This window comes from Hymenobacter segetis, from assembly GCF_038448715.1.
GTDB lineage: Bacteria > Bacteroidota > Bacteroidia > Cytophagales > Hymenobacteraceae > Hymenobacter > Hymenobacter segetis.
This window is the reverse complement of sequence record NZ_JBCEVZ010000001.1, coordinates 231,021-254,876: the sequence shown is the minus strand read 5'-3', so window position 1 is coordinate 254,876 and position 23,856 is coordinate 231,021. Positions and strand designations below refer to the sequence as shown.

At 63.2% G+C, this 23,856-nt stretch carries 16 protein-coding genes; 9 read left to right on the top strand and 7 right to left on the bottom strand.

Annotation, left to right across the window (positions count from 1 at the left end):
* Positions 1-70: 70 nt before the first annotated feature.
* The 3 genes from AAFH49_RS01025 to AAFH49_RS01015 all read right to left on the bottom strand — a co-directional run bounded on the left by AAFH49_RS01025 (position 71) and on the right by AAFH49_RS01015 (position 6,055).
* Positions 71-1,468: an ATP-binding protein gene (locus AAFH49_RS01025; RefSeq protein ID WP_342295319.1), complete on the bottom strand. Its 1,398-nt coding sequence runs from the start codon at positions 1,466-1,468 to the stop codon at positions 71-73.
* A gap of 138 nt (positions 1,469-1,606) precedes the next feature.
* Entirely contained in the window at positions 1,607-3,814 is a 2,208-nt protein-coding gene (locus AAFH49_RS01020; RefSeq protein WP_342295316.1) for an ATP-binding protein, read from the bottom strand.
* Between the two features lie 3 nt (positions 3,815-3,817).
* Complete coding sequence (locus tag AAFH49_RS01015) at positions 3,818-6,055, bottom strand: ATP-binding protein (RefSeq protein WP_342295315.1); 2,238 nt, start codon at positions 6,053-6,055, stop codon at positions 3,818-3,820.
* A gap of 540 nt (positions 6,056-6,595) precedes the next feature.
* On the opposite strand from AAFH49_RS01015, the gene AAFH49_RS01010 reads away from it, so the two are divergent.
* The gene (locus AAFH49_RS01010; protein ID WP_342295311.1) at positions 6,596-7,201 is read left to right on the top strand and encodes an HD domain-containing protein; all 606 of its coding nucleotides are present in this window, start codon (positions 6,596-6,598) and stop codon (positions 7,199-7,201) included.
* Here the strand turns inward: AAFH49_RS01010 and moeB are convergent.
* Positions 7,198-8,301, bottom strand: coding sequence for a molybdopterin-synthase adenylyltransferase MoeB (gene moeB / locus AAFH49_RS01005; protein ID WP_342295309.1), 1,104 nt, complete (start codon positions 8,299-8,301; stop codon positions 7,198-7,200). The genes AAFH49_RS01010 and moeB overlap by 4 nt on opposite strands.
* 410 nt (positions 8,302-8,711) lie before the next feature.
* On the opposite strand from moeB, the gene AAFH49_RS01000 reads away from it, so the two are divergent.
* From AAFH49_RS01000 to AAFH49_RS00965, 8 genes are all read left to right on the top strand, one after another.
* A complete protein-coding gene (locus AAFH49_RS01000; protein WP_342295307.1) occupies positions 8,712-9,761 on the top strand; it encodes an acetamidase/formamidase family protein in 1,050 nt (349 codons plus the stop codon).
* A gap of 83 nt (positions 9,762-9,844) precedes the next feature.
* Positions 9,845-10,918, top strand: coding sequence for a tetratricopeptide repeat protein (locus tag AAFH49_RS00995; protein ID WP_342295305.1), 1,074 nt, complete (start codon positions 9,845-9,847; stop codon positions 10,916-10,918).
* Between the two features lie 165 nt (positions 10,919-11,083).
* A complete protein-coding gene (locus AAFH49_RS00990; RefSeq protein ID WP_342295304.1) occupies positions 11,084-13,144 on the top strand; it encodes an OmpA family protein in 2,061 nt (686 codons plus the stop codon).
* A gap of 187 nt (positions 13,145-13,331) precedes the next feature.
* Positions 13,332-16,967 carry a hybrid sensor histidine kinase/response regulator gene (locus AAFH49_RS00985; RefSeq protein ID WP_342295303.1) on the top strand — a complete coding sequence of 1,212 codons (3,636 nt, stop codon included), beginning with the start codon at positions 13,332-13,334 and terminating at the stop codon, positions 16,965-16,967.
* A 56-nt stretch (positions 16,968-17,023) separates the two neighbouring features.
* Complete coding sequence (locus AAFH49_RS00980; protein WP_342295301.1) at positions 17,024-17,752, top strand: LytR/AlgR family response regulator transcription factor; 729 nt, start codon at positions 17,024-17,026, stop codon at positions 17,750-17,752.
* A gap of 34 nt (positions 17,753-17,786) precedes the next feature.
* Positions 17,787-18,410, top strand: a complete 624-nt coding sequence (locus AAFH49_RS00975; protein ID WP_342295300.1) for a PKD domain-containing protein — start codon at positions 17,787-17,789, stop codon at positions 18,408-18,410.
* Between the two features lie 20 nt (positions 18,411-18,430).
* Positions 18,431-19,501, top strand: a complete 1,071-nt coding sequence (locus AAFH49_RS00970) for an ABC transporter permease (protein ID WP_342295298.1) — start codon at positions 18,431-18,433, stop codon at positions 19,499-19,501.
* On the top strand, positions 19,489-20,466 hold the full coding sequence (locus tag AAFH49_RS00965) for an ABC transporter permease (protein WP_342295296.1): 978 nt from the start codon (positions 19,489-19,491) through the stop codon (positions 20,464-20,466). Before AAFH49_RS00970 ends, AAFH49_RS00965 begins: the two co-directional genes overlap by 13 nt.
* Positions 20,467-21,236: 770 nt before the next feature.
* Here AAFH49_RS00965 and AAFH49_RS00960 read toward each other — a convergent pair.
* The 3 genes from AAFH49_RS00960 to hemC all read right to left on the bottom strand — a co-directional run bounded on the left by AAFH49_RS00960 (position 21,237) and on the right by hemC (position 23,821).
* Positions 21,237-22,148, bottom strand: coding sequence for an SDR family oxidoreductase (locus AAFH49_RS00960; protein ID WP_342295294.1), 912 nt, complete (start codon positions 22,146-22,148; stop codon positions 21,237-21,239).
* Between the two features lie 21 nt (positions 22,149-22,169).
* Positions 22,170-22,823, bottom strand: a complete 654-nt coding sequence (locus AAFH49_RS00955; protein ID WP_342295292.1) for a peptidylprolyl isomerase — start codon at positions 22,821-22,823, stop codon at positions 22,170-22,172.
* Between the two features lie 71 nt (positions 22,824-22,894).
* Positions 22,895-23,821: a hydroxymethylbilane synthase gene (gene hemC, locus AAFH49_RS00950; RefSeq protein ID WP_342295291.1), complete on the bottom strand. Its 927-nt coding sequence runs from the start codon at positions 23,819-23,821 to the stop codon at positions 22,895-22,897.
* Between the last annotated feature and the right edge of the window lie 35 nt (positions 23,822-23,856).

The following is a 23,856-nucleotide window of genomic DNA, read 5'->3' as shown; positions in this document are numbered from 1 at the left end:
GTATGCGCCATAGTTCAGCGGCTTAGCGGCGGTGGCTGGTGGTAGAACCAGAAAGAGACAACGGCGGCAGTTAGCCGGCTTGATTAATAGGCAAGCTAATCAGAAACTCGGTAAAGCTGCCCTCCTGCGACGTGACGGAAAGCGTGCCGCCGTGGCCCTGGGTCACAATATCATAGCTCAGCGACAGGCCCAGGCCGGTGCCCTCCCCGGTGGGCTTGGTGGTGAAGAAGGGCTGGAAGATTTTGGCCCGCACGGCTTCGGGAATGCCCTGGCCGTTGTCGCGCACCCGGATTTCTACCTTGTCGCCCACCCGGCGGGTGCTGATGCCCACGGTGGGCGCGTAGCCGGCCTCGCCGCCGCGCATCTGCCGCTGGCGCACGGCATAAAAAGCGTTGCTGAGCAGGTTGAGCAGCACCCGGCCCAGGTCCTGGGCAATGGCCTCAACGGGCGGCAGGGCGGGGTCGAAATCGGGCTTGAGCGTGGCGTTGAAGGTTTTGTCCTTGGCCCGCAGGCCGTGGTAGGCCAGGCGCAGGTACTCGTCGGCCAGCTGGTTGATATCGGTGGGGGTGCGCTCGCCGGAGCTGGTGCGCGAGTGCTCCAGCATGCCCCGCACAATGCTGGCCGCCCGCCCGCCGTGCTGACTGATTTTGAGCAGGTTCTGCTTGAGGTCGGCCAGCAGCTCGGCTTCCAGCTCCAGGTCGCGGTCGGGTTTCAGCTGCTCTTCTTCCAGCTCGGTGATGAGCTCGGCGCTCACGTCAGCAAAGTTGTTGACGAAGTTGAGCGGATTCTGAATCTCGTGGGCAATGCCGGCCGTGAGCTCGCCCAGGCTGGCCATTTTTTCAGACTGCACCAGCTGGGCCTGGGTGGTGCGCAGCTCCACCAGGGCACCGCTCAGCTCCTGCGCCTGGTGCGTGAGAGCGGCGGTGCGCTCGGCCACCAGGCGCTCCAACTCTACGTTCTGGGCCTCAATGAGGCGCTTGGCTTTTTCCTCCTCTTCGCGCAGCACCCGTTCTTTTTCGAGCTGCTTTTTCTGACTGCGGGCAATGAAAATGAACGTAATCAGCCAGATGATAACGAAGCCTTGCGTAGTATCGAGAAAGGCATCGAAGCTCTTGGGAATCTTCCCATTGGAGTCTTCAATGATGATTTCGAGCACCTTATACACCACAAACGGGGCCGTGGCAAACAGCAGCGTGCGCGCCGGGCGGTAGTGCCGCAGGGCCAGCAGCACGCCCAGCAGCGCAAAGAGCACCAGCAGCCAGTACACATCGCCCAAAATCGGCGACTTGAAACTAAACGCCAAGGAAATGACAATCAGCACCGCCGCCGGCACCCAGATGTAGTTCAGCGCCCGGTGCCAGCGGGGCAGCCGTTGCGGCAGGTCCAGAAACCGGCTCAGGCCACGCGCCATGCCGTACGCCATCGGGGCCAGGTAAAAAAGGTCGCCGTAACCAGCCGAGTGAGCCATAGAGGAAGGAGCGCAGAAGCAAGAATGTAGAGCAAAAAACGGCGCGCGGGCCGCCGCAAAGTTGGGCAGTTCGGCTGAATTTTCTTCGTATCTGGTTTCGGCCCTGCCCAAACGGCTGGAAATGTACTGCCCCGGCCGTTATGCTTTGCCGGCCGGCGGCAGGCTAATGATGAATTCGGTGCCCTCGCCCTCCACGCTTTCCACGGCCAGGGTGCCGCCGTGGCCCTTGGTCACAATCTCGTGGCTGAGCGACAGGCCCAGGCCCGTGCCCTCGCCCACCGGCTTGGTGGTGAAGAAGGGCTGGAAGATTTTTTCCCGCACCTGCGCCGGCATCCCTGTGCCATTGTCGTGCACGGTAATTTCGATGGTGCCGGTGGCGGTCTGGCGCGTGCATACCGTCACGGTGGGCTGGTAGGCAATGGCAGCGGCACCTTCCTGCTGGCGCTGGCGCACGGCGTGCAAGGCATTGGTGCACAGGTTTACCAGTACGCGGGTGAGGTCGGAGGCCACCACGGGCACCGGGGCCAGGTTGGGGGCAAAATCCTGCACCAGCGTGGCATGAAAGGCGGCATCCTGAGTGCGCAGGCCCTGGTAGGCCAGCGCCAGGGCCTCGGCCACCAGGGCGTTTAGCTCGGTAGGCACGCGCGGGCCGGCACCGGTGCGAGCATGGGCCAGCATGTCGGTGATGATGGCGGAAGCCCGCTGGCCCTGCTGGCTGATTTTGAGCAGGTTCTGCTTCAGGCCGGCCATTATTTCCTGCTCCAGGCCGGCAGGCTGCGCGGTGGGGCTGTGGTCGAGCAGGCCCACGCTCACATCGGCGAAGTTTTTCATGAAAGCCAGCGGGTTCTGCAGCTCGTGAGCAATGCCGGCCGACAGCTCGCCCACGAAGGCCCATTTCTCGGCCGCTACCAGCTGGCTTTGGGCGGCGCGGAGCTCGTCCTGCTGCTGCGTCAGCAGCGCGTAGGCCCGCTGCTTTTCGCGGTTGTTGCGCCAGAGCACGGCGCTCAGAGTGCCCACCGCCCCCAGGCCCAGCAGGGCCCCCAGCAGCAGCCAGCCCTGCTGGCGGTTACGGGTTTGGATGAGCCGGCTGGTGCTGGTGAGCATCCCAATCTGGGCCTGTTTTTTGGCCAGCTCGGCGCGGTATTCCAGCACGGCGGCTTGGCGCTGCAAGTCGCTGCTATTGAGGCTATCACGGTAAGCGCCAAACAGTTCCTCGTAGCGGTAGGCGGCCGCGAAATCGCCGCGCCGGGCCGAGGCCTGGGCCAGCACCTGGCTGGCGTCGCGGCTGGATGGGCGGTCGCCGCTGCGGCGCGTGGCCTGCAAGCTGCGCTGGGCGTAGATGATGGCGCTGTCGGGGCGGCCGGTGTGCAGGAAGGTGCGGGCCAGCACCAGTTGCGCCCGGGGCACTTCGCCCACGACTTGCAGGCGCGCCGCGCGCCGCAGGCTGCTGCGCACGTTGGCAAATGCTTCGGCGTAATGGCCCTGACGCTCTTCCATGTCGCCAATATTGATTTCTTCGAAAACCAGCCCGCCCTCGTCATTGGTTTGCCTGAAGACATTAGCTTCCTGCTCGTAATTAGCTTGAGCTTTGGCCCATTGGCCCTGAGTGCGGTAGAGGTTGCCCAGCCCGGCGTAGGCGTGGCCGATGCCGTTCTGGTCGCCCGAGCGCCGGGCCCAGCGCAGGCCCTGCGTGAGGTAGCGCCGGGCATTGTCATACTCGTGCAGGTAGGTGCTGGTGATGCCCAGCTGGGTGTTGAGAAAGGCCAGCCACTTCTGGCTGTGAGCCGCTTTGGCCAGGGCCAGGCCGCGCAGGTTGGCCTGCAACGACTTGGCGTACAGGCCCTGTTCCGAGTACACACTCGACTGGTTGTAGAGGCTGCGGGTTTGGCCCAGGCGGTCGCCGCTCAGCTCAAAGTCGTGCCGGGCTTGCTCCGAAAAGCTTTCGGCCAGGGTATACTCGCTGCGGTGGCGGTAGTGAAATCCCAGGCCCAGCTCGGCCTCGGCCGCGCCGGCGGTGTAGCCCAGCAGCTGCGCCAGCTGGCGTGCTTCCTCAAACAGCGCCGCCGACTCATTGGGAGCCTTGTTGCGCAGCTCCAGCGCCAGCGTGTTAAGGCTATTGACGCGCCCGGCATCAGGCTGCGGGTGGGCGCGCAGGGCCGCTCGCAGCCGGTCGATGGATTGGGGCCGGGTTTGGGCCTGAGGCTGAGCCTGCACGGGCGCGAACGCACTCAGCAGCACGCCGCCGGCTATGGCCCCGCGCAGGCCCCAGCCCAGCACCGTGCGGCGCAAGCCCAAGGCCCAGTGGGTGGCGGCGGCGCGCCCCGTCCAGTTAGCAGGCTTTTCCACAGCTCAGGCGGGCAGGGTAATGAGGAATTCGGTGCCCTCGCCCTCGCGGGTTTCCACGGTGAGGGTGCCGCCGTGGCCCTTAGTCACGATGTCGTAGCTCAGCGATAGGCCCAGGCCGGTACCCTCGCCGGGCGGCTTGGTGGTGAAGAAGGGCTGGAAGATTTTTTCCCGCACCTGCGCCGGCATCCCCGTGCCATTGTCCGAAACCAGAATTTCCACCACCGGGCTGTCGGTGGGGCGGCGGGTGCGCACTGTCACGGTGGGCTGGTAGCTGGCCGGCCCGCTGGTGCCCTGCTGCGCCAGGTCGCGCTGGCGCTGGCGCACGGCGTGCAAGGCATTGGTACACAGATTCAGCAGCACGCGGCCCATGTCCTGCGTCACCAGGGCCACCGGGCCCAGGCGGGGGTCCAGCTCCTTGCTCAGGGTGGCGTAAAAGTCCTTATCGGTGGCGCGCAGGCCCTGGTAGGCCAGCGACAGCGAATCGGCGGCCAGGGCATTGAGGTCGCTGGGCACAGGCTGGCCGGTGCCGGAGCGCGAGTGCTCCAGCATGTCCTTAATAATGGATGAAGCCCGCTGACCGTGCTGGCTGATTTGCTGCAAATTCTGCTTCAGACCAGCCAGAATCTCGGTTTCCAGCGCCGGGGCCTGGCCGTCGCCGTCACCATTCATGCCCTCCACAAGGTCGGTGCTGACTTCGGCAAAGTTTTTCATGAAGGTGAGCGGATTCTGCAGCTCGTGAGCAATGCCGGCCGTGAGCTCGCCCAGGAAAGCCATTTTCTCGGCCTGCACCAGCTGGTTCTGCGTTTGGCGCAGCTGGGCCAGGGTGCGCCGGTTCACCTGCAGCTGGCGGTAGATGAACGCGCCCAGGCACGACACCACCAGCACCGTCAGCAGCGCGCCCAGCAGTAGCCACTGGCCTAGGCGCAGGCGCACGGCCTGCACCGCCTGCGCCTGTTGCAAGCTGGCAATCTGCGCGTTCTGGGCTTGCTCCATCCGCTCGCTTTCGTACTGGGCTACGTGGAAAGTATTCTGGGCAGCATTCAGCGTATCAGTCAGGGCGATGTAGGCCCGGGAGTAGCGCTGGGCCTCGGCCGGCCGGTTGCGGGCATCATAAAAGGCGATGAGCTGCTTCAAATATTCGGGCCGCAGGCGCTCGATGCGGGCGGCAGTGGCTTTGCGGTAGGCCAGCAGCCAGTGGCTTTCGGCGCGGGCATCGTCGTGCCGGGCCGTGTAGTACCAGGCCCAGGCGGCATCCAGCTCAAACTCGCCCGGCCGGCCCGACATGGGAATGCGCAGCGAATCCCCGAGCTGTTGGGCACGCTCCAACAGCTGGCCCGCCGGCCCTACGCGCTGCATTTGCAGCAGCACCCGGCCCTTTTGCACCAGCGCGTAGGCCTGGCTGAGCTTGCGCTCGGCGGCATCGCCGCCGCGAGCGGTCAGCACCGAATCCACCATGTGCAGAGCGGTGGTGGGATGGTCGCCCTCGGCATACAGGCGCGACAAAGCCAAGAATGTAAACACCCGCTCCAGGCCTTGAATGCGCCGGAACTCGGGCAGGCGCAGGGCCTGGCCCAGGTACTGCACAGCTTTGGCGCGGTTGCCCCAGTCGGCATACACGTCCCCGGCCACCAGCAGCTCGCGCACGTAGAGCGGCCGGTCGTAGGCCCGCACCAGGTCGGCGGCGCGGAGCACGCTGTTGAGGGTGCGATTATAGTCGCCCATGCGCCGGTAGTAGCCGCCCTCCGACACGTAGCAGGCGGCCACGTTCTCGGTGGCCCTGCGCAGGCGGTAGTACGCCAGCTTTTCCTCGTAGTAGCGCTTGCGGGCATCCATCTGGTTCAGCCGGTTGTAGAGCGTCACCAGGTCAATCAGCAGCCACGGAATTGGCCGGCCCAGGCGGTCAAACTCCGTCACGGCTACCTTAATGGTGTCCAGGGCGGCCGCGTCGGCATTGCCCTGCTGCCACAGTACCAGCCCGTTGCGCAGGTGGCGGTAGGGTGCTGCGTCCAGCACTTGCAGCTGCTTATTGAGGCGCAGCAACTGGTCGAGCAAGGGCAGGGCCTGCACGTTGGTGGGGTGCAGGTCGAGCAGGTGCTGCACCACCCGCAGGCGGGCAGTATCAGAAGTTTGCTGCGGCAGGACACGGGTCAGCGAATCATAATCGGCCTCCCAGTAGTGCTGGCGGGCAACCACCGGCCCGCCCATCGCCCAGAAAATCAGCACCGTAAAAATCCATCTCATGGGCAAAGCTGGGTCTTGGCGGCGACGGGGAAATAAGTGGCCCATGCATACCGCATTCCAGAGCACGACACTGGCGGCCGGCACGAAAAGCGGTGGGATTGATGGGGCATCATCGCGGGTAGAAGCGAGTGGAAAACAGGTAAAATTACGGCCAGACTGCCGGGCCAGCCAGCATCGCCGGGCCCCGGCTACGCGCCGGTTTCCTTTGTCCGCGTAAAGATGAATTAATTACTCCAATTCCCTTATAATTGACACCAACAAATAGAACATTTACCTTAATTTTCAGTAAATTAGCCTTCCGCAAATCCATTGTCAGCAGGCAGTACACGGCCTCATAATAAAGGGAACCGAGTGCGATGGCTAATCAAGGTAGCGAATAATCCTGTTGTGCGATAAATCATATCTCGATTTATCGCAGCATTTCAATTTATTGAAAGTGGCGTAGTAGTTGCTGGCTGCTTCCTAAGTTTTGCTTTTTCTCTGTTTTTTGCCGTCGTGCCCCGCCGGGTTTCATCATCTCACCGCGTCCGTTCCTGCCGTATGCGAGCCCTACCTGCCGAAGCGTTTATCGTGCGCGAGCTGCGCCGGGGCCTGGCCCCCACCCTCTACTACCACAGCCTGGCCCACACGCTTGACGTGGCCCAGGCCGCCCAGACGCTGGCCGCCGCCGAAGGCGTGACCGATGCCGAAACCCTCACCCTACTCCGCACGGCGGCCCTGTACCACGATGCGGGCTTCCTGCACACGTATGAAGGCCACGAGGCCCGGGGATGCGAGATAGTGCGCGGCACGCTGCCGGAATTCGGCTATTCGCCAGGCCAGGTTGAGAAGATTTGCGCCCTGATTATTGCCACCCAGTATCCGCAGGAACCCCGCTGCCACCTGGCCCAGATTCTCTGCGATGCCGACCTCGACTACCTCGGCCGTCCCGATTTCGTGCCCATTTCCACCAGCCTGTTCCGCGAGCTGACGGCCCGCCAGCTCATCGCCAGCGAACACGCCTGGTTTCAGCTGCAGGAGCGTTTCCTGACCGGCCACCAGTACTGGACGGCCACGGCCCTGGCCCTGCGCGCCGCCCCCAAACAAGCGCGGCTTGCCCATATCCGCGCCCGCCTGGCCGCTTGGCCCAGCCCGGCGACGGCTTAATAATCGGCCAGGCCGTTGCGCAACGAGTACACTTCTGCGAAGCCATTGCTGAGTAGCAATTGCGCTGCTTTCTGGCTGCGCACGCCGCTGGCGCAATGCACCACCACTAGCACTTTGGGGGTTAATTCGGCCAACTGAGTCGCCAGCTGCCCCAACGGAATCAGCTGCCCGCCGATGCTGCGGTGAGCGTGCTCGTGGGGCTCGCGCACATCAATCAGCTGGAGCGGCCGGCCGCTGGCCTGCCAGTCCTTCAACTCATCGGCCGAGATTTCGGGGGCGCGGGCCGTGGCGGCTTCGAGCGGCGCTTCGCCGCAGAAAGCCGCGTAGTCGGGGGCCAGCGTGGTGAGGTGCTGGTTGGCCGCCACGGCCCGGAAGCCGATGGTCTGGAAGCGCATGCTGAGGGCATCGACTAGCAGCAGACGGCCGCTCAACACCTCCCCTATTTCGAGGATGATTTTCAGGGTTTCGTTGGCCTGCATGGTGCCGATGAGGCCGGGCAGCACGCCCAGCACGCCGATTTCGGCACAATTGGGGGCATCGCCGGGAGCGGGCGGCACCGGATGCAGGCAGCGGTAGGTGGGGCCATTCTGGTAATTGAACACCGAAACCTGCCCCTCAAACTTGAAGATGGCCCCGAATACCAGCGGCTTGCCCAGCACCACACAGGCATCGTTGACGAGGTAGCGGGTGGCAAAATTATCGGAGCAGTCTACCACCAAATCGTACTCCGCGAACAGCGCCAGCGCATTGGCTGCCGAAAGCACCACTTGGTACGGTTGCAGTTCGATGAAGGGATTCTGGGCGCGCAGCCTTTCGGCGGCCACCACGGCTTTGGGGCGGCCCACGTCGGCGGTGGCGTAGAGCACCTGGCGCTGCAGGTTGCTGTCGTCCACTGTGTCAAAGTCGAGCAGGCCGAGCGTGCCCACGCCGGCGGCGGCAAGATATTGGAGCACGGGGCAGCCCAGCCCGCCGCAGCCCACCACCAACACGCAGGCCGCTTTAAGCTTTTGCTGGCCGGCCGCACCTATTTCGGGCAGCAGCAGGTGGCGGCTGTAGCGGTTGGTTTCGGCGGCGGAGAGCGGGGCGGTGGCGGGGGGCATTGGGGTAGCGGGGTTTTGGCGCTTTGGCGCAGTGCGTCGGCTCATTTAAACAGCGGGCCGGGGCAATTGGCGGCAATCCGACTGCAAACTTCGGGTGAATGCCGTCCATTAGCCGGCGTTGCGCTTACGGCTTTCCGCCAGCCAGCGCTGCCACCAAGCCATTGCATGCAGCCTGATTGCTACCCTACATTTGCCGAATCAGGCAAAACCACGGGCAAGTAACAAGCGGGTTTTTACAAGTTTATTTTGCTTAACATAATAATAAAATGATATTACAGACCTGATTTTCAATTGATACCGACTATTTTCGACCATTAGGCAACAGCAGGCCGCATCCTATGGCCACCCCTCACCGAGCCACATCCAAGCAGTCTGCCTGACAACCGCTACCCCGGAGCGAACTTACCGCCATGAAAGTTTGCTTCCCGCTTTTTGCCCTGGCGGCGCTGCTACTCGGCCCGCCGCCCCGCACCCAGGCCCAGAAAGCCGCCCTGCACGAGTTGCCCATCACGCCGGCCACCGCCGCGTGGGGCTATTATGATGCCGCCGCGCCGCCCGTGCTACGCATCAAATCCGGCGAAACGGTGCGGGTGCACACGCTCATCACCTCCACGCCGGCCCGGCTGGAAGGCGCGGGCCTGCCCGCCGCGCAAGTTGAGCCCAACCTGCGTGACATCACCGAGCATGTGACCAACAAAGGGCCGGGCGGGCACATCCTCACCGGCCCCATTTTCGTGGAAGGGGCCGAGCCCGGCGACGTGCTGGAAGTCCGCATTCAGTCCATCGATTTGGCCATTCCCTACGCCTACAATGCTTTCGGGGCCAAAAGCGGCTTCATCCCCGAGGATTTCGGCTACGCCAAAATGCGCATCATCCCGCTCGATGCGAAGAAGATGGTGGCGCATTTTCTGCCGGGAATCGACGTGCCGCTGCGGCCGTTTTTCGGGAGCATGGGCGTGGCCCCGCCGGCCGCGGCGGGCCGCATCAATAGCGCGCCGCCCGGCATCCACGGCGGCAACCTCGATAACAAGGAACTGGTGGCCGGCACCACGCTCTATCTGCCGGTGCACGCGGCGGGGGGCCTGTTTTTCGTGGGTGATGGCCACGCTGGCCAAGGCAACGGCGAAGTCGACATTACGGCACTGGAAACCTCGCTCACGGGCACGCTGCAATTCATCGTGCGCAAGGATTTGCACCAAACCCTGCCCCGCGCCGAAACGCCCACCGCCTACATCAGCATGGGCCTGAACGAGGATTTGACCCTCGCCGCTAAGGACGCAGTACGCGAAATGATTGCCTTTCTGGTGGCCGAAAAGCACCTCAGCCGCGACGATGCCTATATGCTGTGCAGCGTGGCCGGCGACCTCGACGTGACGCAGGTGGTGGACGGTACGCGCGGGGCGCACATGATTTTGCCCAAGAGCATTTTCGGGAAAGTGAAGACAGCGAAGAAGGAATAGCAAGACATTCTTCATTATTAGCTCAAACCAAAAAATCCAATATCTTCGCTATCCACGCTTTCCTTTCGACTTAGCATCTGGCTATGATACAAAAGAGTCTGTTTTTCTTCGTGTTGCTGGGTGCGCCGCTGGCTGGCTGGGCGCAAGTCGACACCGTGCGGGCCAGCACCCTGCCCGGCCCGCAGCTGGCCGAAAAGGCTTACAACAGCGGCCTCGTCAGCTTCAGTAAGCAGAGCTACCCGGCGGCGCTGGCCAGTTTCGACCAGGCCATTGCCGCCAAGCCCGATTTTGCGGCTGCCTACACCAACCGCGCCGCCACCCGCTACGAGCTGAAAGAATACCCGCAGGCGCTGGCCGACTACGACCAAGCCCTGAAGCTGGAGCCCGGCAACTACGCCGGCTACTTCGGCCGCGGCCGCACCCACGAGGCCCAGAACCAGCCCAGCGAGGCCGAAACCGACTATTCCGAAGCCGTGAAGGCCAAGGCCGACTACGCGCCGGCATGGTACAGCCGCGCCGTGCTGCGCTTCGAGAAAGGCGAATACCAAGCTGCCCGCGACGATTTCGACGGGGCCATCAAGGCCGACCCCAAGCTGGCCTACGCCTACCACGACCGCGCCAGCACCCAGCAGAAGCTCGGCAACTACGCCGCCGCCGCCCTGGACTATACCGAAGCGCTGGCCTTGCAGCCCGAGCTGCTCTCGGCCCTGCTGAACCGCGCCACCGCCGAGCGCCACACCGGCCAGCTGCCCCAGGCCCTGAAAGACTACGACGCCTACCTAGCCAAGAAAACCGACAACGCCCTGGCCTACAACAACCGGGGCAGTGCCCGCTTCGAAAACAAGGACTACGCCGGGGCCATTGCTGATTTCAGCCAGGCACTCCAGCTCGACCCGAAGTACGCCTACGCCTGGAACAACCGCGCCGCCGCTCAGCTCAAGCTGGAAAAATACGCCGATGCCGCCGCCGATGCCAGCGCCGCCCTCAAGCTAAAACCCGACTACGCCGAGGCCTACCTCAACCGGGGCCACGCCCGCGAAATGCTCCGCCAAGCCGATGAGGCCTGCCAGGACTGGCGCAAAGCCGCCGAGCTGGGCATTGCCGTGGGGAATAACTACGCGGCGGCGGCTGGTTGCGCGGGCGAGGCGGCGGAGTAGTGGCGAAGCGGCCAAGTAGTTGAGAATATCACACAAAAAGAACGTCATGCAGAGCGCAGCGAAGCATCTTGCCCGCAGTCACTAAATCCTTTCGATTGAATTGCATTGAGCAGTAAAGATGCTTCGCTGCGCTCTGCATGACGACCAATATTATTCCATTCTGCTATGTCCTTTCCTATTCGCCTGCTAGTCCTCCTGCTCCTCGCCAGCGCCGCGCTGCCTGCCGCGGCCCAAAGCGTGGCCTTTACCAAAGACAACTTTGGCGATAATAAAGAAGGCCTGCGCGAAGCCAACCGCGAGCTGAAAGCCGGCGACGATGACTACCGCGCCGACCCGCCGCGCTACGCCCAGTCCCTGCCGCACTTTCTGGCGGCCCAGGAATTCAACCCCAATAACGCGGCCCTGAATGTTAAAATCGGCGACTGCTACCTGAACTCGGCTACCAAAACCGCCGCCCTGCCCTACCTGCAAAAAGCGGCCAAGCTCGACGCCACCGCCGATGCCCGCACCCATTACCTGCTGGCCCGTGCCCTGCACCTAAGTGGCAAATGGCGCGAGGCCATGGCCGAATACCAGCTGGCCACGCCCGTGGGCAGCAACACCCGCAACGGCGACGCCGGCACCATCACGCCCAACGACTTGCAGCGCCGCATTCAGGAGTGCCGCAACGGCCAGCAGCTGATGGCCCACCCCACGCGCGTGTTCATTGATAACGCCGGGCCGGAGCTAAACTCGCAGGCCTCGGACTACGGTCCGGTGGTGTCGGCTGATGAGTCGACTATCCTTATTACTTCGCGCCGGGAGGGCTCGACGGGCGGCAAGAAGGACCCGGAGGGTAACGGCTATTTTGAAGACATTTACCAATCGACCTGGAAGGGCAAGGCCTGGAGCCGCGCCACCAACCTGGGCGCGCCCGTGAACACCGACGACCACAACGCCACCGTGGGCCTGGCCCCCGACGGCCAGCGCATGCTGGTGTACGTGGGCACCAACGGCGGCGATTTGCTCGAAACCACCCTCGGCGGTACGGCCTGGGACAAGCCCCGCCGCCTCAACAGCCGCATCAACACCAACGCCCACGAAACCTCGGCCAGCTACTCGCCCGACGGCCGCTACCTCTATTTCGTGAGCGACCGCGAAGGCGGCGCGGGCAGCTCCGACATTTACAAAGTAGACCTCGATGGCAAAAACACGCCCGTGAGCCTGGGCCCGGCCATCAACACGGCTTATGGTGAGGAGGGTGCCTTTATGGCCCCCGATGGCAAGACGCTGTACTTTTCTTCCGAAGGCCACAACTCGATGGGCGGCTACGACATCTTCAAATCGGTGTTTGAAAACGGCAAGTGGAGTACGCCCGAAAACCTGGGCTGGCCCATTAATACGCCCGATGATGACGTATTTTTCGTGACCTCGGCCTCGGGGCGGCACGGCTATTATAGCAGCGACCGGCCCGGCGGGCTGGGCGCGAAGGACATCTACCGCATCACCTTTCTCGGGCCGGAGAAACAGCCTTTGCTGAGCGAAGAGGACCAATTATTGGCCTCGCGCCTCGTGCCCATCAAGCAAACGGTGCTGGCTCCGGCGGTGGCGGTGGCCACGGCCCAGGTCACCATCCTGAAAGGCACCGTGACCGATGACGCCACCAAACAGCCACTCGACGCGGCCATCGACCTCATCGACAACACCAGCGGGCAGACCATCGCCAATTTCCGCAGCAATGCCACCTCGGGCCGCTACCTGGTGAGCCTGCCTTCGGGCACTAACTACGGCATCGTGGTGCGGCAGGACGGCTACCTTTTTCACTCCGAAAACTTCGACCTACCCGCCGGCGCGGCCTTCGCCGAAGTGGTGAAGGACATCCCCATGAAGAAGCTGGAAATCGGCACCACCATCGTGCTGCGCAACATTTTTTTCGATACCGGCAAGGCGACCCTGCGCCCCGAAAGCACCGCCGAGCTGGAGCGCCTGCAAAAGCTCCTCACCGAAACGCCCGCCCTGAAGCTGGAAATGGCTGGCCACACCGACGACGTGGGCGAAGCCGCCATGAACCAGGACCTGAGTCAGCGCCGCGCCCAGGCCGTGGTGAGTTACCTGACCCAGCACGGCATCGCCGCCGCCCGCCTCACGGCCATGGGCTACGGCGAAACCAGGCCCGAAGTGCCCAACACCAGCAAAGGCAACCGCCAACTCAACCGCCGCACCGAGTTCAAGGTGACGGCCAAGTAAGTAGCGCGGACTTTTAGTCCGCGCGTGACGGCTCGGGTTAGGATAAAAGCCCGCGCTACTATCGGGCAAAACGCTGTATTCGTCGGGTTCTGCACTTCGATAACCGTAAAGTCGGCCCGCCGCTCAACGGCCCGTTCTACCTTGCAGCGTCAAACAACTGCCCAATCCGGCAGGTGGTGTTTTCCGCTTGAAACTACTTCTCCGCTTTCTCTATATCCGTCGGCTGGGCCTGATGCTGCTGGCGCTGCTTGGGCTGCTGCTTTGGATGCGGCCGGCCAGCGCCCAGCAGGCCTATTTGCGCCAGTTTGGGCCAACGGAGGGATTCCGGCCGGCTTTCGTGTACGCGCTGCTGCAGGACCGGCAGGGCTACCTCTGGCTAGGCACTGGCGAAGGCCTTATTCGCTACGACGGCACCCAGTTCGTGGCCTTTACTCAGAAAGACGGCCTAGCCGAGGATTTTGTGGTGTCGCTGTGCGAGGAGCCCACTACCGGCCGGCTCTGGGTAGGCCACTACCAAGGCGGCATTTCGGTGAAGCAAACCGCCACCAGTTCATTCAGCCCGGCCAAGCGTAGTGCCGTCCCCGTCGGCCTGCGCCTGCCCGCCGACGGCCCCCCGCACGTCGATACCGCCGCCATCGGCCGCTACCTGCGCCGATACCACCTGCGCCTGCCCGAAGGCACCGAACCCACCTGCCTGCTCGAGGACCGCGAAGGCAACGCCTGGCTGGGCACCGCCGGTCAGGGCCTGCTGCGCCATTCGGACCGGCATTTGAGGCTGGAAGCATACCCCCTCGCTTCGGCCAATCAACTGCCGGCGCTGGCTACGGTGCACCAAAAAGGTTTGGCCGAAGCCTGGGCTACTTTCGGCGGCAACCGCTTTTTCCGGCTTCATGCTAATGGCCTTGCGCCTGCTCAGCAAGGCGATTTCGTAGCTCCGGCTCTGCGCGGCGGTTCGGTGAAAGCGCTGCTGCCGCGCCCGGCGCGGCTGGGCGGCGGGTTCTGGGTCGGCACGTCCACCGGCCTTTACACAGCCGCCGCGCCCGGTCATATTCCGCAGGCTGTACCGGGTTTCAATAGTACCGATTTCAATATCACGGCCCTGGCCTACACGCCCGGCTCCGGCCTCTGGGTAGGCACCGCCGCTGATGGCCTCTACCTCCTGCCCGCCGATTCTTCGCAGCGAATTCGCCATTTCACCACCGCCAACGGCCTGCTGCACAACACCACCTACGCCCTGCTGGCCGACCACACCGGCCGCGTCTGGGTGGCCACGCACGGCACCGGCATCGCCGCCTACGACCCTGTGATGGACGAATTCGTGCACTACCGCCTCGGCTCCGTGGGCCTTGATGCCAGCAGCCTAGCCGAGGATGCCGACGGCCGCATCTGGGTGGGCACCGAGGGCCAGAGCATCTATTGCCGCCAGCGTTCCGGCCAGTGGCAACAGCTCACCGCCGCCAGCCAGCTGCCTTCCGACTATACCTATGGAATGCTGCCGCTGCCCGGCCCCGCCGGTCCGCAGTTGCTGCTGGTGCATCGCCAGGGCCTCACGCTGCTGGATTGCCGCACCCGCGTCTTCACGCCCCTCGCCGCCACCGATAACCCGCTGGTGCGCGACTGCCTCGGCCCCGCCGCCCTATCTGCAGGCCCCCGCACCGGCGCGGTAGCGTGGCTGAGCACCCGCACCGGCCTGCTCCGCGTAGACGTAGCCACTACCCGCCGCCTCGCCACCACCCGCCGGCCCGGCCTGGCCATTACCGGGGTCGAAGTCGACGGCGAAGCCCGCGCCCTGGATGCGCTGGGCTGGCTATCCGCCACCCGCCACCGCGTCAATTTCACCTTTCAGGGCATCAGCCTCAATGCCGGTGCCGTCCTCACCTACCAGCACCGCCTGCGCGGCCTCTCCGATGAGTGGAGCCGCCCCAGCACTGCCGGCGAAGCCCAGTTTCCGGGCCTCGATGCTGGCCAGTATGTGTTTGAGACGCGGGTGCGGCGCGGCAACAGTGGGCCGTGGAGCCCGGTGGTGGCCGCCACTTTTGGCGTGGCTACGCCGCTGTGGCGTACCTGGTGGTTCCGCACGTTTGCGTTGCTGGCGCTGGCCGGGTTGGCTTATGGGCTGGTGCGCTTCCGCGAGCGCACGCTGCGCCGCACCCAGTTTGTGCTGGAGCGCACTGTGCGCGAGCGCACCGCCGAGCTGCGCCAGCAGAAAGCCCACATCGAAGACATCAACGCCGATTTGGTGGTGGCCCGCGACGCGGCCGAGGCCTCGCGCCGGGCCAAGGCGCAGTTTCTGGCCAACATGAGCCACGAAATCCGCACGCCGATGAACGCCGTTATCGGCCTCACCAACCTGCTGCAAGCTACCCGTCCCAACACCGAGCAGGCCGAATACCTCACGGCCATCGAGTCGTCGTCGCAAAACCTGCTGGTGATTATCAACGACATCCTCGACAGCTCGAAGATGGAAGCCGGCAAGCTGACGCTGGAGCAGGTACCCTTCCGCCTGCCCGAAGCCGTGCGCCGCCTCGGGGCCATGTTCAAGTTTGCCACTGAAAGCAAAGGCCTCTTTCTGGCCGTAAACGTGGCCGACAACGTGCCCGCCGCCGTGCTCGGCGACCCCGTGCGCCTCAATCAGGTGCTGGTGAATCTGGTGGGTAATGCCATCAAATTCACCCGCGCCGGCGGCGTCACGGTTACGGTAGAAACTGTTTCAGCCCCCGACCCAGCCGGCCACGCCCTCGTTCGCTTCGCCGTGCGTGACACCGGCATTGGCATCCCAAATGACAAGTTGGGGGCCATTTTCGAGGATTTTTCGCAGGCCAACACTTCCACCACCCGCGAGTTTGGCGGCACTGGCCTGGGCCTGAGCATTGCCCGCAACCTCGTGCAGTTGCACGGCGGCCAGCTCGGCGTGACCAGCGAGGAAGGCCAAGGCTCCGAGTTTTTCTTCGAGCTGCCCTACGAAGTGGCCGATGCCAGCGCCGCCCGCCCCGACGCCCACGCTGGCCTGCTCACGCCCTTCGAGCCGGCGTTGCGCATCTTGGTGGCAGAGGACAACGCCCTCAACCAACTCGTGGCCCGCAAAACCCTCGAAGCCTGGAACGTGCAGGTCGTCATCGCCGATAACGGCCGCCTGGCCGTGGAGGCCATCACCGGCGCCACCCAGCCCTTCGACGCCATCCTGATGGATGTGCAAATGCCCGAGCTTGACGGCTATGGGGCCACCCGCGAAATCCGCCAGCACTTTCCCGATGCCGGCCAGTTACCCATCATCGGCCTCACCGCCTCCGTGCTGCCCGAAGACCGCGCCCTGGCCCTGGCCGCCGGCATGAATGATACCCTCGCCAAGCCCTTCGAGCCGGCCGTGCTCTACGCCCGCATTGCCCATTTCACCGGCCGGGGCACCGCCGGTGCCGAAGCAGCCATCACCTCCAACGAAGAACATATTCCCGCCAACCCGCCAACCCACCAATCCACCAACCCACCAACGCTCAAGCCCGACTGGCACCTATTGGAAGAGCTGGCCGGCGGAAATGAAGGCTTCCTGCGTCAAATCATCACCACCTTCCTCACCGAAGCCCCGGCCTTGGAGGCATTAATGGCCGCCACCTGCCCCAGTGACCCCGCCGCGCTGGCCAGCACCGCCCACAAGCTCAAGGGCCAAGTGGCCTATTTTGGTGTGCCGGTGTTGCACACCCAGCTCGACGAGTTGGAACGGGCCGCCCGCCACCCGGCCCTGCCCTACTGCGAGCCGCTGCTCGACACCATCCGCCAGCAGCTGGCCGAGCTGTACCCGCAGCTGGAGGAGCGGGCCGGAACTTGAAAACTGAACCGTGGGCCCTACATTCGTTACCAAAACTCCCACCGTTTCGCTTTCTTATGGCTGTTTCTAATCTGCGTTGCTTAGTGGTTGATGACGACCCAATGTCGGTTCAGATAGTGCTCAATTGCATCAACAACACGCCATTTCTGACGGCTGTCGGCAGCTTCACCAACCCCATCGAAGCCGCCGAGTCCCTGCGCACCGCGCCCGTCGACCTGCTGTTTCTCGATGTGGAAATGCCGCTGCTCTCCGGCATCGAACTGCTGGGAATGCTCCAGAATCCGCCCTTAGTCGTGCTCATCACCAGCAGCAAAGACTACGCGGTGCAGGCTTTCGAGCACGCCGTGGTCGACTACCTGGTGAAGCCTGTGAGCTACGCCCGTTTCCTGCAAGCTTCCCAAAAAGCCCTGGAAATGGCCGAGCGCCGCGCCGCCGCAGCCGGCCCCGATGCCATCGAAACGTCCGACGCTGACGCCGATTTCACCTTCGTGAAAGTCGACAACAAGCTCGTGCGCGTCAGCTTCGACGAAGTGCGCTACGTGGAAGCCCTCGGCGACTACGTGCACATCGTCACGGGCCAGAGCAAGCTCATCGTGTATAGCACCATGAAGGCGGTGGAAGAGAAGTTTCCCAGCAACCGCTTCGTGCGTGTGCACCGCTCCTTCATCGTCAATTTCAACCGCATTCAGGCCCTCGAAGACAACTCGGTCATCGTGGAAGGCAAGCACATTCCCGTGGGCCAGACCTACCTGCGCGAGGTCATGCAGCGCCTTAATAAATTCTAGCCGCCGCGCCGTTTTCTTCGCCTAATCCTCTAATATGCGCTTTCCAGTAGCTTTTTCTTCCATTAAATCCTCGCTACTAGCGGCCCTGTTCGTCTTGGCGGGTCTGGCCGCCCAGGCCCAGCAGGCCGGCGATACCACTAGCGTAGGCTGCGGCCCGCCCCTGCCGCGCATGTTGTGCGTCGACCTCGACGGCCGCCCGTCCATCGACGAGCCGGCCGGCCCCTTCACCTACCAGTGGCATATGGGCGACGGCACCACCCTCACCGGCCCTACGGTGAGCCATTGCTACAAAGAGCGCAAAAACTACGTGGTCGAGCTCGATGTCATCGTGGACAAAACCGGCGAAATCCGGCGCGGCCAGAAGTACATCCCCGTCAACCTCGTGCAGCAGGACATCGTCGATTTCACCGCCTCGGCCACCCGCGTGCGCGTGGGCCAGTCCGTGTCCTTCGATTCGCCCGAGGCCCAGCTCCTCACCTGTCGCAACGTGCAGTTCGTCTGGGATTTTCGCGATGGCACTATCGTGCAGGCCCGCACGGCGCAGCACGTTTTCCGTCGGCCCGGCACGTATTCGGTGCGCTTCAGCATGCGCGGCTACGGCTCCAATGCCTGCGTAGCCAGCCACTGCGTCTCACGCGAAATCGTGGTTGAACCTTAAATTCTGGTGTGGCATAGCGCATGGCCCGTTTTATCTTCCGACGTCTGGCCCGCACTTTCCTCGCAATCTGGGCCCTGGCCTCGGCCGTGTTCCTACTGAGCCGCCACGACCTCGACACCGCCCTGCGCCTATCCCTGCCCGATGCCACCAGCCAGACAGGCTCCAGCCCTGCCCTGCTACCCCAAGGCCAGCAGGCTGCGCTGCAAGCTCTGCGCCAACGCTTCGGCCTCGATTTACCCGTTTTTTACGTGAGCCACGAGCCGGCTTCGCCTGCCGGAATGCAGTCCTGGCACTGGCACGGCCTCCACAACCAGTACCACCAGTGGCTGCGGGCCCTGGCGCACGGCGATTTGGGCACCTCGTTTCGGACGGGCGAGGGCGTGGCCGCACGTCTGCGCCATGCCCTAGCTTTCACGCTGCCGCTCACGGGCACGGCGGCCGTTCTCGCGGTGCTGATTGCCCTGGCGCTGGCGCAGCGCCTGGCCACGTCTTGGTGGTGGCAGCGTCCTGTGCGCGTAGTGTTGGTTGTGGTACACGGCCTCCCACTGTTTGTGGTGGCCCTGGTGCTGTTGCTGGTATTTGCCAATCCTGATGTGCTGGACTGGCTGCCCGCGTACGGCTTCGGCCAACTAGATGAAACGAGCACGAGCCCCGGCCAGCATTTGGCCGATGTTTTTCTGCATTTGATTCTCCCGGTATTAGCCTTGGTCATTACGGCCTTGCCCGAGCTCACGCTTCAGCTCACCGCCGCCCTGCAGCAGGAGTTGGGCACCGCCTACGCCACCACGGCCCGCGCCAAAGGCCTGTCCGAAGCAGCCGTGGTCCGGCATCACGCGCTGCGCAATGCCTTGCTTCCCACCCTCGCCCAGATTGCCGAATTCCTACCGGCCCTCGTGGCCGGGGCCGTGGTGGTGGAAGTGGTGTTTGCCCTGCCCGGCATGGGCCGCCTGCTGGCCGAAGCCTCCGCCGCCCGCGACTATCCCGTGCTCATTGGCGGCGTGCTGCTCACCGGCGCGGTTCGCCTGTTGGCATTGCTCCTCGCCGACCTTTCTTATTTTTGGGCCGACCCCCGCATCCGTTGGCAGTCCTGACCTCCTTTCGCCCCACCTGGCCGCAGCGGCTGGCGTTAGGCTGGCTGGGCCTGCTGGTGCTGGTGGCCGCAGCAGTGCCCCTGCTGCCCCTGCCCTACCCGCCCGGCACCCCCGATTTGGCCCACATGACCGTGCCACCGTTTAGTGCCACCCGCCACTGGCTCGGCACCGACCCGCAGGGGCGCGATGTGCTTAGCATTCTGGTGTATGGCACCCGCACGGCCGTGCTGCTCACATTGCCGGCCGCCCTGCTGGCGGCACTCGTTGGGGGCCTTGCCGGGGCCGCCGCCGGCTTTTGGGGAAATACCGCCCGGGCCCCCTTGTCCTACTGGCTGATGGGTGCGGGCAGCGTGTGGTGGGGCTTGCAGCTGCCCATTCCAACGCTGGGGATGGGGCTAATACTTATTGGCGCAATCCTAGCGGTAAGTGCAACTTCACGAAGCCGCCCGCTGCCTACTTGCCCCCTGCCGGTCAATGCGTTGGTAATGGGTACGGCCACGGCCCTCGACACCATTCCGCGCCTGATTGTGGTAGTGGCCGTGGTGGCCAGTATCGGGCTTTCGGTCCCCGGCTTGCTGGCAGTGCTGGTGCTCACTACATGGCCCCCAATGGCCCGGTTGGTGCGGGCCCAGATGCTGCGCGTCCGCCACTTACCGTTTGTAGAAGCTGCGCGGGCAGCCGGCCTTTCGGAGGGGCAAGTGTGGTTTCGGCACGCCTTGCCCCATGCCCTGCACCCGCTTCGCACCGCCTTGCCGCTGAGCATCGCGGGCCTGCTGGGCCTGGAAAGCACCTTGTCGTTCCTGGGCATTGGCTTGCCCCCGGAGGTAGCTAGTTGGGGCCGGCTGCTCGCCACCGTGCGCAGTGAGCCCAGCGCTTGGTGGGTTCTATTATTCCCTTCATTGCTGCTTACCATGAGCATATTAAGCCTTAATACCCTAAGTCGCTTATTAAATCCAAGAACTTAGCCTTTGGCAAGTATAGGTGGGATTTATTTAATGCTTCAGAAGAAGTTGAGCAGTTGATGCTATGTCACAAATTCGGTTTTTTTATAATAATAATAGCTCAACATAAAAAATTACACAACGCTAATAAACAGTTGCTTATAATAAAATCAGCCTGTGATTATTTATTTCATATATGATTTTACCAATCAATAATTGATATAAATCATTCCACCACGCTACTTTTTCGATGTCACAATCAGGGCCATTATGTCCTTTTATCGGCAGTGTAGTGGCCGTAACATTGTATTGCTTTTAATAAAAACCCTCGTTGCTCTCCCCAGGTAGCGCTTCTTTTTCTACCACCGTTTTATCTATATCCTTATGTACCTGCTCATCTATCCGTCATTAAGCACTCCTCGCCGGCCGAAAGCCCCGAAAGAAGCCGCTCGTCCCATTTCCGTAGGCATCGATTTCGTCACCCCTGACGGAATGGTAGTGCCCCGGGCTTTGGGTGAAGCGGCGCTACTGGGCCGCACCGCTGTTTTGGTAGGAGGGCTTCTGGTTGGAGTATGGCCCCAGGCTTAGGCCTGCGTTTTCGCTGCTATTCCGCCTTTCCCTCTTTTAATTTCCAGCTCTTAATTACCCTGTTGCATCTGGTATAATATTCTACCCATAATCCAGTATCTACCGCTCACCGGCTACCCCGGCTGAGTTTCAACCCGCCGTCTGCCCCGGCGGGTTTTTTTTGTCCTATACCCAAGCCATCAGCCCTTGGCTAAACGAGCCGGGCGCTAGCTGGCGGTGGTTTCGTTTTGGGCGCTCACCAGGGCAATGCCTTCGGCGAAGGTATGGGGCTGATAGCCGAGGTCGTGCCGGGCTTTGTCGATGAGGAAGCCGGTGCGGGCGGGCCGGCGGGCTGGCTGTGTGAAGGTGCTGGCATCTACCCGCTCAATCAGGCCTGCATCGAGGCCAAAATGTTCGGCTACGCGCAGGGCCATGGCGTGGGGCGTGAGCATTTCCGCGCCGCTGATGTGGTAGATTCCCTGAGCATTATGGTGGGCCAGCAGCCAGCAGCCCTGGGCCAGGTCCTCGGCCAGGGTGGGTGTGCGCCACTGGTCGGCCACTACTTTGATGGGCTTGCCGGCGCGCAGCGAGTCGCGCACCCAGAGCACGATGTTGGTGCGGCCGTAGTTGTGGGCCACGCCGTACACCAGCACGGTGCGGGCAATGGCCCAGGGGCCGGCGCTGGCCTGCACGGCCTGCTCGGCAGCCAGCTTGCTTTCGCCGTAGAAATTGACTGGCCCCGGAGCGGCGTCCTCGGCCAATGGACCGGTTTCGCCGCTGAAAATGAAGTCGGTGCTGAGGTGCGTGAGGTGGATATGCTGCCGGGCGCAGGCCGCCACCAGGTTTTCGACGGCCGTCACGTTGTGCTGCCAGCAGGCTTCGCGGTTGAGTTCGCACTCGTCCACATTGGTCATGGCGGCGGTATGGATGAGGTGCGTGGGTTGCTCCCGGGCCAGCACCTGCTGCACCTGGGCGGCATCGCTCACATCCAGCTGCACGAAGCGAACATCGGAGTAGAGGCCGGCCAACTTGTTGACTCCCCGCGACGTGGCCACGAGCTCTACATCAGGCTGCTGCCGCAACAGGGCCACCAGCTTCTGGCCGAGCAGGCCATTGGAACCCGTGAGAAGGATTTTCATGCAGTGCGCCTTTGCAATCGGTTACGGATAGGTGTAGCCGTATTCCTTCGTGATTTTCTTGCGTTTCATCTTCTCCACTTTCATGGTCATTTTGGCATCGCCCAGCGGATGGTCGCGGCCGTCTTTGGGGAGCTTGGCAATTTTATCAATCACGTCGAGGCCCTGGATTACCTGGCCGAAAACGGTGTACTGGCCGTCGAGAAAATGAGCGCCGTCGTGGTTTTCAACCAGATAAAACTGGGTGATGCTGCTGGGCGTGCCGGCCGGGCCACCCATGCGAGCGGCGGCCACAGAGCCGTAATTGTGCTGGTGGCCGGGCGCGAGCTCGGCGGGAATGGTGCCTTCGTTGGGCTGGCCGAGGCCGTCGTTGCCGGGGTCGGCATCCTTGGAATTAGCATCGCCGCCCTGAATCATGAACCCTTCGATGATGCGGTGGAATGAGGTGCCGTTGTAGAATCCGCTTTGGGCTTTCTTCAGAAAATTGGCTTTGTGCAGGGGCGTGTCATCGAACAAAACCAGGCGAATAACGCCCTGGGCCGTGGTGATGGTCACGACCTCATCCTTGCTTTTATGCTTGGCATGTTTGGCCGGTTTATCCGCCGCGAACGTGGGAGAGGTCAGCCACAACAGGGCCAGAAATACGGTGCCAGCCCAGGAAAAAAGAAAGGATTTCATAAGAACAACGTCAGGAATAACGGGAACAATGCCCCAAAACTACATGGATTTGCAGGCCGCAACCAAGCGCTTTAGCCGCGGTGCTCGCGGATGCTGGCCAGGATTTCGCGTCCGCCGCGCCCCAGCACGGCATCGGCCACCGATATGCCCAAAGCGCGGGCGTCAGCGGCTGTCTCGACGGTCTGGATTTCCTCCACGTACTCCTCGCCGTTGAGGCTGATGAGGCCGCCGTGCAGGCGCAGGCGGCCGCCATCAAGGGTAGCGAGGGCGAAGGAGGGAATGCTGCACCCGCCCTCCATGGTGTGCAGAAAGGCGCGCTCGGCCAGCAGGCAGGTGTGGGTGGCGGGGTGGTCGAGGGCGGCTTTGAGGCGGGCTTTCAGGGCTTCGTCCAGGTCGGCGGCGCACTCGATGGCGATGCTGCCCTGGCCGGTGGCGGGCACAAACTGGTGGGCCGGCAGCGTGTGGCGCACCAGGTGCTCGTAGCCCATGCGGTGCACGCCGGCGAAGGCCAGCACCAGCGCATCAAACTGGCCCTCTTCCAGTTTGCGCAGACGGGTCTGGAGGTTGCCACGGGCTTCGGCAGTGGTGGCGTTGGGGTAGAAGCGGCGCAGCTGGGCCTTGCGGCGAGTGCTACTGGTACCCAGCACGATGCCGGGCTTATCAAGCGAGAATTTTTCGTCGAAACTCAGTACCACGTCGTTCACCCGCTCGCGCTCTAGGAAGGCCAGCAGCTCCAGCTCGCGCGGAATACTGCTTTGCACGTCCTTGGCCGAGTGCACGGCGAGGTGGGTTTCGCCGCGCAGCAGGCTGGCTTCCAGCTCTTCGGTGAACACGCCTTTAGAGCCGATTTTGGCCAGGCTGCGGTCCTGCACAGCATCGCCGGTGGTTTGCATGGGCACGATTTCGGTTTCGAAACCGGCCTTTTGCAGCAGGTGGGCGACGTGTTCCGTCTGCCAAAGGGCAAGGCGGCTGGCGCGAGTGGCGAGGCGAATGGTCATAATCAGGCAGTTGTTATTTGGAACGTCATGCTGAG

Coding starts and splice junctions, on each gene's coding strand:
- AAFH49_RS00955 (WP_342295292.1), bottom strand. CDS start 22,823: ATGAAATCCTTTCTTTTTTCCTGGGCTGGCACCGTATTTCTGGCCCTG.
- moeB (WP_342295309.1), bottom strand. CDS start 8,301: ATGCCCCCCGCCACCGCCCCGCTCTCCGCCGCCGAAACCAACCGCTAC.
- AAFH49_RS01010 (WP_342295311.1), top strand. CDS start 6,596: ATGCGAGCCCTACCTGCCGAAGCGTTTATCGTGCGCGAGCTGCGCCGG.
- AAFH49_RS00990 (WP_342295304.1), top strand. CDS start 11,084: ATGTCCTTTCCTATTCGCCTGCTAGTCCTCCTGCTCCTCGCCAGCGCC.
- AAFH49_RS00980 (WP_342295301.1), top strand. CDS start 17,024: ATGGCTGTTTCTAATCTGCGTTGCTTAGTGGTTGATGACGACCCAATG.
- AAFH49_RS00975 (WP_342295300.1), top strand. CDS start 17,787: ATGCGCTTTCCAGTAGCTTTTTCTTCCATTAAATCCTCGCTACTAGCG.
- AAFH49_RS00970 (WP_342295298.1), top strand. CDS start 18,431: ATGGCCCGTTTTATCTTCCGACGTCTGGCCCGCACTTTCCTCGCAATC.
- AAFH49_RS01025 (WP_342295319.1), bottom strand. CDS start 1,468: ATGGCTCACTCGGCTGGTTACGGCGACCTTTTTTACCTGGCCCCGATG.
- hemC (WP_342295291.1), bottom strand. CDS start 23,821: ATGACCATTCGCCTCGCCACTCGCGCCAGCCGCCTTGCCCTTTGGCAG.
- AAFH49_RS00995 (WP_342295305.1), top strand. CDS start 9,845: ATGATACAAAAGAGTCTGTTTTTCTTCGTGTTGCTGGGTGCGCCGCTG.
- AAFH49_RS00960 (WP_342295294.1), bottom strand. CDS start 22,148: ATGAAAATCCTTCTCACGGGTTCCAATGGCCTGCTCGGCCAGAAGCTG.
- AAFH49_RS01015 (WP_342295315.1), bottom strand. CDS start 6,055: ATGAGATGGATTTTTACGGTGCTGATTTTCTGGGCGATGGGCGGGCCG.
- AAFH49_RS01000 (WP_342295307.1), top strand. CDS start 8,712: ATGAAAGTTTGCTTCCCGCTTTTTGCCCTGGCGGCGCTGCTACTCGGC.